The organism is Enterococcus sp. DIV0008, assembly GCF_050542615.1.
Classification (GTDB): domain Bacteria; phylum Bacillota; class Bacilli; order Lactobacillales; family Enterococcaceae; genus Enterococcus_D; species Enterococcus_D innesii.
In genome coordinates, this window is record NZ_CP172937.1 from 482,367 (window position 1) to 495,303 (window position 12,937).

Here is a 12,937-nt window from a genome sequence, read left to right on the forward strand (position 1 = left end):
CGACCGACTGTCTGCGGATCGTTTTTTTAAAAGACGTCGAAACCGTAATTTTTGATATGCTGTTTCAACAAGGCGAGATAGTCCAAAGCCATCTCGCTCAGTTCCATTTTCTTGTGTTTGAGATAACCTAGTGTCATCGCATCATCGACTTCCAAAGGAATCGCAACGATTTTTTCATCATTCAGCTCACTGCTGATGATCCCAGAGCTGATGGTATAGCCGTTGAGACCCACCATCAAATTGAAAATCGTGGCACGATCGCTGATGCGAATGTGTTTTTTGCGTTGTAAAGTGCTTAAAATCTCTTCAGAAAAATAGAAGGAATTGGTTTCCCCTTGTTCGTACGACAAATAGGTATAAGGTTCCAAATCAGCTAATGTGATGCTTTTTTTCTGAGTCAGTGGATTTTCTCGGCCGATGAAGACGTGGGGTTTGGCTTCAAATAAAGGAATGAATTGCAGGTCTTTTTCGTGGATCAAACGGGTGAGGACCGTCGTGTTGAAATCATTCAGATAAATGACCCCCAATTCGCTCTTAAACGTCTGGATATCATCCAGTACATTTTGTGTCTGGGTCTCCCGCAAGGTGAATTGAAATTCATCTTCCCCTAACTGTTTAACCAGCTCCACGAAGGCGTGGACGACGAAGGCATAGTGCTGCGCGGAAACACTGAAAACATGCTTGCGATGGCTGTCTTTGCGAAAGCGTTCGTCCAAGAGATTGACTTGGTCTAAAACATTTCGAGCATAGTTGAGAAAGGAACGGCCATCATCGGTCAAGGTCACCCCTAATTTACTACGGTAAAACAGCTGCAGATCATACTCTTTTTCCAACTCTTTCATGGCTTGAGAGAGGGAGGGCTGACTGATGAAAAGTTGTTTGGCGGCTTCATTGAAAGAGCCGGTCTCTACGATTTTTTCCAAATATTCAAGCTGCTGGATACGCATGGGAAGCAACCTCCTTTTCGTGTTATAGGTATTGCCTATGGAATATATAAGTTTATAAGTATTATCTATAGTATAAGATGTTTGCTAAAATAAATCTAACAATTTTGAAAACTTTGTATAGGAGGAATGGATATGGCAACAGACAAATTTCAGCTTGTGGGGTCATTGTTACGACCACAAGATTTATTGGACTACAAAAATCAAATTGAGCATCGGGAGGACATCCAGTACCCGTTTTATGATGCGTTTCCTGGCTACCAAGAAACGGAAGCAAAAGCGATTGCTGACATCATTGCAGCGCAAAAAGAACACGGCATCACAGTCATCACAGATGGCGAACACGGCCGCTCGATGTGGCATCTGGATTTTCTCTGGGGATTAAAAGGCGTTGAGCGCTATATCTCCGATCATGGGTATGCCTTTGAAGATTTAGACGGTGGACATTTTGAAACGCGTAAAGACATCGGCATCCGAATCACAGAACCATTATCTGGCAAAAACCATCATTACTTGACGTTGTTTAAAGAAACCAAACGCCAAGCTGGCGACCTGCCAGTCAAAATCACCGTCTGGGGGGCTGCCCACGCCTTTACCGAGCTGACTGTCTTTAACGACCTCGTTGGTGAAGGTCAGGTGTATCCAACGAAAGAAGCCTTGCGGGAAGGGCTGCTTAACGCCTACAAGGAATTCTTGCAGGAATACCGAGAAGCCGGTGGTGAGATCGTTCAGTTCGATGATTGTTTATGGGAATTATTCGCCGAAGACAATGACAAGAGCTTCTTCATCCAAGGCAATGACGGCTTAGAAGCGTTAGCCGATGAATTTGTGGCGATCAACAACGAAGTCGCTGATTACGCCCACGAATTAGGATTAAAAGTCTGGACCCACAATTGTCGCGGCAATTACCAAAGCCGCGCGGCAGCCAGTGGTACCTACAAAGCGATCGCCGAAAAATTCTTACGTGATCAGCATTATGACCGCTTTTTCCTAGAGTGGGATGATGACCGTGCCGGTGATATCTCGGCTTTAGAAGCGCTGAAAGATCGCCCAGAAGTGGAGGTTGTCTTAGGCTTATTATCCAGCAAAACCGCCACATTAGACGATGAAGAGCGAGTGATCGCTTTATTAGACAAAGCTAGTCAAATCATTCCTAAGGAGCGGCTTTATCTTTCTCATCAATGTGGCTTTGCCTCTTGTGACTGCGGCAATGAGCTTTCGACTGAGCAGCAATGGGCAAAAATCAAGCAAGGGCAAACCTTAGCTGAAGCATACTTCGGTTAAGCAGTTGCGTCTTCTTTTCCCTGAATCTTCCCCTCGAAATCGGTGCATGCGACAAAGTTTCGAAAATTTCAGAAAAAATGTTTGACATTTTCTTTAAGAGCGAGTAAAGTAAGACACAACTTAATGAAACAGACATCGAAAAGAAGAGTAGCAAGGCTTGCTGTTTGAAGAGAGTCTCTGGTTGGTGCAAAGAGATAACGCATGGTTGTGAAACACATCTTGGAGTCGTTTTTCCGAAAGAAAAGTAGGAGAGACCGGGTTTGCCCGTTACAGCAGCAGTCATTGATTGATGACTTTCTGAGTTCAGTTGCTGTGAAGCACTGATAAACAAAGGTGGAACCGCGTTGATAACGTCCTTTAGCTGTAATGGCTAGGGGACGTTTTTTTTCTCTTTTTTTGCGGCTCACCGAAAACCGAAAGTGGAAGGATCACAAAGACTGCACGAGGCCTTTTCCTGTGAAGGAAAGGCAAATTGAGGTGGAACCACGTATCTAGCGTCCTCTGGCAAATGCCAGTGTGCGCTTTTTTTGTTTTTCTTTTTTAGAAAAATGAAACTTGCCAGTTGCCCCTCACCAGCCAACGCCCAGCGTCACATAAGCGTCGGAGAAGCCGTCGCTAAGCTGTATCGCTGCTAATCGAAATTGAAACCTATCAAGGAGGAAGTCATCATGTTTGAGTATTTAGTCAATGTTATGCCCCAACTGATTTCAGGAACTGGAATCACCGTTAAATTGTTCGCACTGACCTTAATCGGGTCCATTCCCTTAGGCATTTTGTTGGCCTTTGTTTTAGCCAGTCGCCTGCGTATTTTGAAATTGATCGTGCAAGTCTACGTTTGGTTGATGCGAGGAACGCCTTTATTGCTACAGTTGATCTTCGTATTCTACGGTCTGCCGATCTTAGGGATCGTCTTTGACCGCTTTGAAGCAGCCTTGATCGCCTTTATTATCAATTACGCTGCTTATTTTGCTGAGATTTTCCGTGGGGGGATCCAATCGATTCCAGCCGGACAGTACGAAGCCGCGAAAGTCTTGCGTTTGTCGCCGATCCAAACGATCCAAAAAATCATCATCCCACAAGTCGTCAAGATCACCCTGCCATCTGTCGGCAATGAAGTCATCAATCTTGTCAAAGACACATCTCTCGTTTACATCTTAGGCTTGTCAGACGTGATGCGAATCGGAAAAATCGCCATGGAGCGAGACAGTACCTTGCTTCCGTTAGTTGGGGTCGGCTTGATCTACTTGGTGATGACAGGCGTCTTTACGTTATTGTTAAAACAAATCGAGACCAAACTGGACTATTACCGTTAGGAGGAACCACGTATGTTAGAACTAAAACAAGTATCAAAATCATTTGGCGCTAAAAAAGTCATCGATCAGCTAGACTTGACGATCGAAGACGGCAGTATCTTAGCGGTGGTCGGTCCTTCCGGTGGCGGGAAAACCACCTTGCTTCGGACACTAGCAGGGTTAGAAACGATCGATTCTGGAAGCTTTTTACTGGATGGCAAAGCCTTTGATCCCACCGACACAAAGGAACAAGAACAAGTCGTCGGTGTTGTCTTCCAAGACTTCCAATTATTTCCGCACTTATCGGTTTTTGAAAACATCACTTTGGCACCAAAAATGGTGCTAAAACAAGACAAGGCCGCGTATACAGCAAAAGCCGAACAGTTGGCAGAAAAACTAGGGTTAAGTGACCTACTAGCCCAATATCCCTTCCAATTGTCCGGGGGGCAGCGGCAACGGGTGGCTATTGCACGAGCGATGGCGATGAATCCCAAAGTGTTGGCCTATGACGAGCCTACCAGCGCCTTAGATCCAGGCTTGAGACAGCAAGTCGAACAGCTGATCTTGGATCTGAAAAAAGAAGGAGTGACCCAGATCGTGGTGACCCATGATTTGGTTTTTGCCGAAAATATCGGCGATCAATTATTAAAAGTAGCAGGAGAATAAGGGGGAGAACAAAATGAAAAAATTACTATTGACGGGAATCGCAGCAGCAAGTGTATTTTTATTAGGGGCGTGCGGCAGCAGCAATGACACCACAACCAGTGCCGCTGACAAAGAAGAAGTGATCGTCGGCCTAGACGATACCTTCGTACCGATGGGCTTTAAAGACGACCAAGGCAACATCGTTGGGTTTGATGTGGATTTAGCCACAGCGATTTTGGATCTAACAGGAACCAAAGTCAAATTTCAACCAATCGATTGGTCCATGAAAGAAACCGAACTAAGCAATGGCACCATCGATATGATCTGGAACGGGTATACCAAAACCGCAGCTCGTGAAGAAAAAGTATTGTTTACAGATACTTATATGGAAAACAAACAAGTCTTGGTCACAGCAAAAGCCAGCGGCATTACAAGCTTTGATGATATGGAGGGCAAAGTCTTAGGTGCCCAAGAAGGCTCTTCTGGTTATGAGACCTTCAACAACCAACCGGAAGTTTTGAAGGATCTCGTAGACGGCAATGACGCAACCTTGTATGCCAGCTTTAATGAAGCCTTTATCGATCTAGAAAACGGTCGGATCGACGGTCTTTTGATCGACCGCGTCTACGCAGAATATTATTTGACTCAAACAGGCAAAACCGATGACTTCAACGAAATCGAAAGCCCCTTTGAAGCAGAAGATTTTGCTGTAGGTGTGCGGAAAGACGATCAAGCCATGGCAGATAAAATCAATGATGGTTTGAAAGAATTGCAAGACAATGGTACCTTTGCTGAAATCTCTGAAAAGTGGTTTGGCGAAGACGTCACACCAAACTAAAAACAAGTCAACAAGAGGCACTGGCTGCTTAGCGGCTGGTGTTTTTTTCATCATTTAAGAAATTTTCGCTTAAATTCCAGCACCTAACCAAAATTTCTCACAGGAAAACTTTTGTTCGCCTTCTTTTTTCGTTATAATAGGGAAAGATGAAAAGAGGGATAGAAATGGCGCAAAAAAAACGCGCAAAGAAACGCAAAACAAAAAAACAACAAAAACAGCAAGAGAAATTAATGCTGGTCGGCGTCGGCCTGCTCTTTGTCTTGTTTTCGATATTTGGCTTTTTCCATTTAGGTTTTTTAGGAACCTTGATTGCCAACGCGTTTCGGATCGTTGGCGGAAACACGTACCAATTTTTGAGTGTTGCCCTAGCCGCTTATGGTGTCTGGTTAGCGATCAAAACGACCGATGCTCGATTTAAGAGTATTCGGCGAGTGATTGGCTGTGTATTGGTGTATTTTGGTTTACTGATCATCCTCCATGCGCAAATCTTTAGTAATGTGGTGGGAGAACAAGCCAATATCTTCCAAACGACATGGATGACGCTGTTAGGCGATATTCGGCGCAGCCAAGTGACCCAAAATGTCGGGGGCGGAATGATTGGCGCCATGCTTTATGGGGCGACCTATTTTCTTGTTTCCCAGATCGGCAGCTACATCATCGCTGTTTTACTCATGCTGATCGGGGCGTTCTTGTTCAGCCAAATGAGCAGCCACGAGTTAGTGGAGCACCTGCAAATAGCTGGTGACAAGCTGCAGCGGTTGTTAGAAGGCTCTCCAGAAAAGCAAGCCGAACGAGAAGCCCGCAAAGCGGAACGAGCAGCAGAGAAACAAGCGGCGAAAGAAGCCAAAAAAGAAGCCGAGCGAGCAGCAGTCATGGCGGAGATCAAAGAAAAGAATCAAGTCCGACCAATGACAGAAGACGAAAAATCAGCAAAAGAACAGCAGATGCAAGCGCCAGCTGATTTTGAACCAGAGCAGCTGAGCTTTGTACCCATCGACCACTTCCAAGAATTGCCGAAAGCGGCGGGACCAGAGGCCGCTCAAGCACCACATCCAGCGGGAAACAAACCGGGACCAAGCAAAAAGGTCAATGAAGACGGGGAGATCCTCGATGACGATGGTGAAGTATTGGAATTTGAGATTTCGGAAGAAGCTGAAAATCGTGATTATGAATTGCCTTCAGCGCAATTACTCGATTCGATCCCTTCAACGGATCAAAGCAGCGAGTACAAAAAGATCGAACAAAATATCGGTGTGTTAGAAACTACCTTCCAAAGCTTCGGTGTTGACGCAAAAGTCGTCAAAGCCAGCTTAGGACCAGCAGTAACCAAATTCGAAGTTCAACCAGCAGTAGGGGTCAAAGTCAGCAAAATCGTCGGGTTGACCGATGATATCGCCTTAGCCTTGGCCGCCAAAGATGTCCGGATGGAAGCGCCAATCCCAGGGAAATCATTGATTGGGATCGAAGTTCCAAACAGCGCAGTCAGCATGGTTTCATTCCGAGAAGTGATCGAAGCCCAACCAGATCATCCAGATAAACTATTAGAAGTACCTTTAGGACGCGACATTTCTGGTCGTGTCCAAACGGCAGACTTAACGAAAATGCCCCATCTCTTGATTGCCGGATCGACCGGGAGCGGGAAGTCCGTAGCCATCAACGGCATCATCACCAGTATTTTGATGCGGGCAAAACCCCATGAAGTCAAACTGATGATGATCGACCCGAAAATGGTTGAATTAAATGTTTACAATGGGATTCCCCATCTTTTGACACCTGTCGTGACAAATCCCCGCAAAGCGGCGCAAGCGTTGCAAAAAGTGGTCAAGGAAATGGAAGAGCGCTACGAAAAATTTGCGGCAACTGGGGTCCGAAACATTACTGGCTACAACGATTTAGTGATCAATAAGAATTTAGAAGACGGCGAAAATCGTCCGATCTTGCCATTTATTGTAGTGATCGTCGATGAGTTAGCCGACTTGATGATGGTTGCCAGCAACGAAGTCGAAGATGCCATCATTCGTTTGGCGCAAATGGCACGGGCAGCAGGTATCCATATGATCTTAGCAACGCAACGACCAAGTGTGGATGTCATTACAGGGATCATCAAAGCCAATGTTCCATCGCGGATGGCCTTTGCGGTTTCCAGCGGTGTCGATTCGCGGACCATCATTGATGGGAACGGGGCCGAAAAACTGCTTGGCCGCGGCGACATGCTGTATCTGCCGATGGGTGAGAACAAACCGATTCGGGTCCAAGGGGCCTTTATTTCCGACCAAGAAGTCGAACGAGTGGTTGAATTCGTGACCGATCAGCAAGAAGCCAATTATGAAGAAAAAATGATGGTCACTGAGGAAGAAACGAGTGCTGGCAGCAGCGGACAACCGCAAGATGAGCTATTCGAAGATGCCAAAGCCCTTGTGGTGGAAATGCAGACCGCCAGCGTTTCTCTCTTGCAGCGACGTTTTCGCATCGGCTATAACCGAGCAGCTCGGTTAGTGGATGAATTAGAAGATCAAGGCGTCGTTGGCCCTTCTGAAGGCAGCAAGCCACGGAAAGTCTTGATCGAGCCGCAACCAGAAGACATTCCTACCTTTGATGAATAAGGAGAACAAGACCAATCCAATGAGAGAAAGGCGAGATAGCAATGAAACGCAAACACATTCTTTACCGTGATGTTGCCGATAAGCTCAAAGAAGACATCATGTCGGGTCGCTACCCGATTGGTTCGTTTTTACCGACGGAAACAGAATTGGAAGCTACCTTCAATGTCAGCAAGATCACTGTCCGCAAAGCCATCGAATTGTTAGCGGCAGATGAGTATGTGGAAAAACGAAGCGGACGTGGGACGACGGTTTTAAGCAATCGCCCCTACAACAAGCTGTCAAAAGGCACGACGTTTAGCCAATTGCTTGAAAAGACCGGCAAGGAATACACAAAGAAAAACCTCAGCTATGAATTAGTCGAACTTGCGCCTGAACACCCTGCGTATTCTTTGATGGGCAAAGAAGTCATGCGTTTACGTCGCATGTACTATTTTGACCACCAACCCTTTATTTACTATGAGTACCATTTGCCAAAGCAACTAAAGGGAACCTCCATCGAGGTCTTTGAAGAAAAATCATTGTATCGCCTATTGGATGAACATCGAATGATCATCGATCGCTTTCAAGATGCGTTTGTGGCGACGACGTTGACTGAAGAGCAGCAGAAGTTTATGATCACACCGGAAGTCGCTGCCTTGAAACGAACCCGTTATTCGTATGATCTACAAGGAGAAGTGGTAGAATATACAGAAGGGATCTATAACACCGCCTTGCATCCGTATATGATCGAGTTTGAAGCCTAGTCATTGATTAGGCTTTTTTAGCAAAAAGTGGTACCAAAATCAGAAGTGGAGCGTGAAATACATGAGAAAAATCGCCTTTTTAGGAGCCGGTAACATGGCAAAAGCTATCATTAATGGCTTGATTGCAGCAAAGCTGTATGAACCAGCAGAGATCTTGGTTTATAACCATCGCTACGAGCCGACTTTGGCACAATTAGAAAAAGAAACCGGGATCACTGGGACAACTAAGCTAGTAGATGTCACCGAAAAAGGGGAGATCCTCGTCTTAGCAGTCAAACCTTTTGTCTTTCCCCGCTTGCTTGCTGATTTAAAAGCAGGATTGACTGAGGATCATTTACTAGTATCCATTGCCGCGGGTGTGACGATCGCGCAAATGGAAGAAATCATCGGTGCGCACAAAATCGTGCGGGTCATGCCAAATACCCCCGCACTTGTTGGCGAAGGCATGTCTTCTATCAGCCCCAACGGCCAAGTAACGGAAGCCGAAGCCAACGAAGTCAAACAGCTTTTTGAAAGCCTTGGGAAAGCCGAGCAAGTACCAGAAAGCATGATCGATGCAGTCATTGGTGTCAGTGGTTCTTCACCAGCCTACACGTATTTGTTCATTGAAGCTTTGGCAGATGGAGCAGTGGCAGAAGGAATGCCGCGACCGATGGCGTATGAATTTGCTGCTCAAGCGGTATTAGGCGCAGCGAAGATGGTACTAGAGACGAAGGAACACCCAGGTGTTTTAAAGGATCGTGTCAGCTCGCCTGGGGGCACAACGATCCAAGCAGTCAAAACATTAGAGGAAAATGGCTTTCGTGCGGCTGTCATCAAAGCAGTGCAAGTAGCTGCTGATAAAAGTCGGGAGATGTCTTGATCCCCAGTGAGTGAGGAAAAAATCTTAGCAAAACGAAGGAGCGTTTATGAAAGAACTTTTGATTTTTGATTTTGATGGATTGTTAGTCGATACCGAAAGAGTCTATTTTGATGGGTGGTTGGCTCTATTTAAAAAGTATCAGCTTCCGATTACAGCCGCTGATATTTTTGGTTGGCGTGGTCAAAGTTGGCAACAGACGGCTAGTAAACTAGCCGACCTCGTAGGTGGTCAGCAGCGGGTGCAGGAATTACGAGCAGAACGGGAAGTCTATATTGCCCAGCAAATAACCGATGGCACCTTCAAAACCAAACCCTATGCGAAAGAAACCATCGCATTGGCTCGGGAGAAAGGCTTCCAAACGGCACTAGCCACCTCGACGATGAAAAAAAGAGCCTCTGAATTGTTGGCGCATTTCGATTTGTTGCAGGCCTTTGACTATCAGACCTTTGGCGATGATGTCTCCGCCCATAAACCTGATCCAGCACCTTACTTGCTGACTTTAGAAAAAGCGCAAGTCGCAGCAGAAAAAGCATTAGTCATGGAAGATTCTCTTGTGGGAGCAACAGCTGCGACACGTGCGGAGATCGATGTCGTGTTGATTCCCGATCAAAGTTTTGATCAAGTCTACTCCCCAGAAGAGAAGGCCGGACTTCAGTTATATGGCGAAGCCACCTCACTGAAATATGTGTATGATTTATTGGCAAAGGATCAACTGAAATAACACCTAAAAAAGCTTCCTTTTCGTTGCAGAAAAAGGAAGCTTTTTTTGTGAAGAAAAGACCGGTAAAAAAACAGTTCAAAGGATATGAGTGGTTTGTTTTTCGCCATCATGGTAAAGTTAAAGAAAGTTTAACAATAAGCGAAAAAAAACAAAAAGTAAAGGGGTTTCATTTTGACAAAAACGTCCATTTGTCAAAAGGACTTTTCTTGGTCGATCGTAGCCGTTGGCGGCGGGGGAAAAACATGGTAAATTATCCTTCGACGAAGAACTAGTGGGGGAAGAAAAAAATGAATAAACTAAAGAATGTTTTCTATTTATATAAACTGGACTGGAAACGAATTTTCAGCAATCCAATCTCTGCATTTTTGATCATTGCCTTAATGATCTTACCCTCGCTTTATGCGTGGTTCAATATCAAAGCACTTTGGGATCCATATGGCAACACCAGTGAATTGCCAATCGCCGTGTATAGTGCGGATAAAGGGGCAGAATTTCAAGGCAAGCATATCGATATCGGTGATGAAGTCATCGACACCCTCCATGATAACAAACAGTTAGGCTGGCGTTTCGTGGATTCAAAAGAGGACTTGGTAGAAGGGGTCAAATCAGGAAAATATTACGCCGGTATTTATCTGCCAGCTGATTTTTCAGATGATCTGATCAGCTTTACCAGCGGGACAATTGAAAAACCGACGATCGAGTATTACAGTAACCAAAAAATCAATGCCATCGCACCAAAAATCACCGAAAAAGGAGCCAGCAGTCTTCAAGAAGAAATCTCACAAAACTTTATTGAGACTGCCAGTTCCACGTTAATAAAAGTCTTCAATGAAATCGGCTATGACATTGATTCCAACTTAGTCAGCATCAACAAAGTCAAATCCATGATCTTAGATACCGATGACAATTTGGCTACGATCGACGGTTATACGAAAGAGATCGTCACCTTGCACGATAAGTTTCCAGAAATCAAAGAAAAGATCGCAAAAGCCGAAGAATTTACCGATTATATCCCGCAAGTGGATGCCATGGGGGAAAAGCTGATTGGCCTAAACGATAAGCTGCCGACATTGAAGAAAGAAGCCAGCATCATTTTGACCTTGCAAGAAAAGATCCCAGAGATCCAAAATGCCGGCAAACAATTGAAGATGATCGATGATGATTTTGATGACATTGCCAGCACCATGACGGACGGCATCGATACCGCCAAACAAGGACTGCAAGTCATCGAACAAGTTCAAGCCGCGTTACCACAGATCGAACAACTAGGCGACCAAGCCGCCAGCTTCGCCACAGCGACCAAAGATGGGGCGCAACAGTTGCAAGATGCCCTGCCAAGTATTTCTAGCAGTGTGAAGGTGACGATTCAGTCGATCAGTCAAGTGGCAACCACCACTGCTGGGCTGACAAGTACGATTCGCCAAGCACTCGCTGACAATGAACTAACGGATGAAGAGCGTCAAGCGATCAGTGCAACGATCACTGACTTTCAAAAGAACATCCAGCAACAACAATCAGCCTTGGATTCCTTGATTGCCTTTTTAACCAATATTCAGAATTCTGGTAGTAACGCCGATTTAGAAGGTATCATTACGCAACTAAGCAATGCTAAAACATCGCTAGGAGTTTTATCTGACCGCTTATCGCAATTGAATAACCTTGTTCAAAATGGGTCTGTTGATGAAATTACAGCGTATCTCGATCAAGTTACCGCAGCTGCTCAAAACATCGCTGATCTTATGAACAGCATCAATGTTGATTCAATCACCACCACCATCAACGACATCCTAACCAAACTAATCGAAACCATCACCACTGCCGAAGATGTCTTGAAAAAAGCCCAAGAAATCGATTTTGACTCGTTGCTGTCTTCCACCAAATCAGTGGTCAGCAATGCCGTGACGATTTTGGAAAAATACCAAAAAGAATTGCCTGCTATCAAGCAAGAATTGCACGATGCCAATACGATGCTGAATGGTCACATGGATGAGATCGTCAATGCCATCAACAAAGGAGCCGACCTTTACAACAACGAATTGCCAGTTGTCGAAGAAAAATTAGGGCTGGCCGTAGACTTCTTGCAAAACGATTGGCCAACCATCAAATCAGAAATTAGTTCTACGATGGCGATGGTGGATGAAAAACTGCCAGAAGTTGAAAAAGCCTTGGATGCGGCTGTCGATTTGATCAATAACGATTGGCCAAGTATCAAAGCTGGCATCCACAAAGCCGCTGATGCGATCCGAGCAGGAGAAAATGAAGTCGATCTCGGGGAAGTCATCAAATTATTGAAACTTGATGCTACGGATGAAGCTGACTTCTTCAAACAACCAGTGGAATTAAAAAGCAATGAAATCTACCCAATCGCCAACAATGGTTCAGCTAGTACGCCATTTTATACCGCATTGTGTTTGTGGGTAGGGGCATTATTGTTGTCAAGTGTCGCTACAACGGAGTATCATTTAGAGAAGAAAGACAAAAAACGCTTTACCCAACGTGAAACCTTTGTGGCACGAATGCTGACGTTCTTGACGATGGCAGTCGCCCAAAGTTTGATCGTGACCCTAGGAAATATGTTTTTATTAGGCGTTGATGTCCACAATCCAGTGTACAGTGTCTTCTTCGCATTACTCGTCGGACTCGCTTTTATGATGATCGTTTACGTACTGGCAGGACTGTTCGGCAACCTCGGGAAAGGGATCGCCATCATCATTTTGGTTCTCTCCATCTCAGGTGGGGGAGGAAACTACCCAATCCAAGTCTCTGGGAAGTTCTTCCAATTCATTAATCCGCTGCTGCCATTTACCCATGCAGTCAATCTGTTAAGAGAATCAGCCGGTGGAATCTATTGGCCAAATGCTATCCCGCAGTTGATCATTTTAACGATTTTGTTCCTAGTCTTTGGGATCGTCGGTACGTACGCGTATCCTTATCTAGTCAACTCTACGAAGAAACTAAGTGACATTTCCAAAGAGAGTCATTTCTTCCACTAAAATCTTAAAGCA

11 protein-coding genes and 1 other annotated feature are annotated in these 12,937 nt (G+C 45.2%); of the genes, 10 read left to right on the forward strand and 1 reads right to left on the reverse strand.

Features of this window, described 5'->3' with window-relative positions; translation table 11 throughout:
• Nucleotides 1-26 precede the first annotated feature (26 nt).
• Complete coding sequence (locus IGI84_RS02280; RefSeq protein WP_005227268.1) at nucleotides 27-947, reverse strand: LysR family transcriptional regulator; 921 nt, start codon at nucleotides 945-947, stop codon at nucleotides 27-29.
• Between the two features lie 126 nt (nucleotides 948-1,073).
• Here IGI84_RS02280 and IGI84_RS02285 point away from each other — a divergent pair, with 126 nt between their 5' ends.
• The 10 genes from IGI84_RS02285 (at nucleotide 1,074) to IGI84_RS02330 (ending at nucleotide 12,925) form a co-directional block, all read left to right on the forward strand.
• On the forward strand, nucleotides 1,074-2,228 hold the full coding sequence (locus IGI84_RS02285; RefSeq protein ID WP_195265345.1) for a cobalamin-independent methionine synthase II family protein: 1,155 nt from the start codon (nucleotides 1,074-1,076) through the stop codon (nucleotides 2,226-2,228).
• Between the two features lie 126 nt (nucleotides 2,229-2,354).
• Nucleotides 2,355-2,589, forward strand: a binding site (T-box leader).
• Between the two features lie 307 nt (nucleotides 2,590-2,896).
• Nucleotides 2,897-3,541, forward strand: a complete 645-nt coding sequence (locus tag IGI84_RS02290; protein ID WP_010748717.1) for an amino acid ABC transporter permease — start codon at nucleotides 2,897-2,899, stop codon at nucleotides 3,539-3,541.
• 12 nt (nucleotides 3,542-3,553) lie between these two features.
• A complete protein-coding gene (locus IGI84_RS02295; RefSeq protein WP_005227272.1) occupies nucleotides 3,554-4,186 on the forward strand; it encodes an amino acid ABC transporter ATP-binding protein in 633 nt (210 codons plus the stop codon).
• Nucleotides 4,187-4,199: 13 nt separating this feature from the next.
• Nucleotides 4,200-5,003, forward strand: coding sequence for an amino acid ABC transporter substrate-binding protein (locus IGI84_RS02300; protein WP_005227273.1), 804 nt, complete (start codon nucleotides 4,200-4,202; stop codon nucleotides 5,001-5,003).
• Between the two features lie 164 nt (nucleotides 5,004-5,167).
• The gene (locus IGI84_RS02305) at nucleotides 5,168-7,606 is read left to right on the forward strand and encodes an FtsK/SpoIIIE family DNA translocase (RefSeq protein ID WP_195265343.1); all 2,439 of its coding nucleotides are present in this window, start codon (nucleotides 5,168-5,170) and stop codon (nucleotides 7,604-7,606) included.
• A 41-nt stretch (nucleotides 7,607-7,647) separates the two neighbouring features.
• A complete protein-coding gene (locus IGI84_RS02310) occupies nucleotides 7,648-8,349 on the forward strand; it encodes a GntR family transcriptional regulator (protein WP_005232219.1) in 702 nt (233 codons plus the stop codon).
• 61 nt (nucleotides 8,350-8,410) lie between these two features.
• Nucleotides 8,411-9,211, forward strand: a complete 801-nt coding sequence (proC, locus tag IGI84_RS02315) for a pyrroline-5-carboxylate reductase (RefSeq protein ID WP_430600670.1) — start codon at nucleotides 8,411-8,413, stop codon at nucleotides 9,209-9,211.
• 46 nt (nucleotides 9,212-9,257) lie between these two features.
• Nucleotides 9,258-9,932, forward strand: coding sequence for an HAD family hydrolase (locus IGI84_RS02320; RefSeq protein WP_086293902.1), 675 nt, complete (start codon nucleotides 9,258-9,260; stop codon nucleotides 9,930-9,932).
• A 47-nt stretch (nucleotides 9,933-9,979) separates the two neighbouring features.
• Nucleotides 9,980-10,204, forward strand: a complete 225-nt coding sequence (locus tag IGI84_RS02325; protein WP_223347157.1) for a hypothetical protein — start codon at nucleotides 9,980-9,982, stop codon at nucleotides 10,202-10,204.
• A 15-nt stretch (nucleotides 10,205-10,219) separates the two neighbouring features.
• Complete coding sequence (locus IGI84_RS02330) at nucleotides 10,220-12,925, forward strand: YhgE/Pip domain-containing protein (protein ID WP_195265339.1); 2,706 nt, start codon at nucleotides 10,220-10,222, stop codon at nucleotides 12,923-12,925.
• Nucleotides 12,926-12,937: the final 12 nt, after the last annotated feature.

Excerpts from the sequence above, each read along its gene's own strand:
- IGI84_RS02280 (WP_005227268.1), bottom strand. The coding sequence starts at position 947 with ATGCGTATCCAGCAGCTTGAATATTTGGAAAAAATCGTAGAGACCGGC.
- IGI84_RS02285 (WP_195265345.1), top strand. The coding sequence starts at position 1,074 with ATGGATATGGCAACAGACAAATTTCAGCTTGTGGGGTCATTGTTACGA.
- IGI84_RS02290 (WP_010748717.1), top strand. The coding sequence starts at position 2,897 with ATGTTTGAGTATTTAGTCAATGTTATGCCCCAACTGATTTCAGGAACT.
- IGI84_RS02295 (WP_005227272.1), top strand. The coding sequence starts at position 3,554 with ATGTTAGAACTAAAACAAGTATCAAAATCATTTGGCGCTAAAAAAGTC.
- IGI84_RS02300 (WP_005227273.1), top strand. The coding sequence starts at position 4,200 with ATGAAAAAATTACTATTGACGGGAATCGCAGCAGCAAGTGTATTTTTA.
- IGI84_RS02305 (WP_195265343.1), top strand. The coding sequence starts at position 5,168 with ATGGCGCAAAAAAAACGCGCAAAGAAACGCAAAACAAAAAAACAACAA.
- IGI84_RS02310 (WP_005232219.1), top strand. The coding sequence starts at position 7,648 with ATGAAACGCAAACACATTCTTTACCGTGATGTTGCCGATAAGCTCAAA.
- proC (WP_430600670.1), top strand. The coding sequence starts at position 8,411 with ATGAGAAAAATCGCCTTTTTAGGAGCCGGTAACATGGCAAAAGCTATC.
- IGI84_RS02320 (WP_086293902.1), top strand. The coding sequence starts at position 9,258 with ATGAAAGAACTTTTGATTTTTGATTTTGATGGATTGTTAGTCGATACC.
- IGI84_RS02330 (WP_195265339.1), top strand. The coding sequence starts at position 10,220 with ATGAATAAACTAAAGAATGTTTTCTATTTATATAAACTGGACTGGAAA.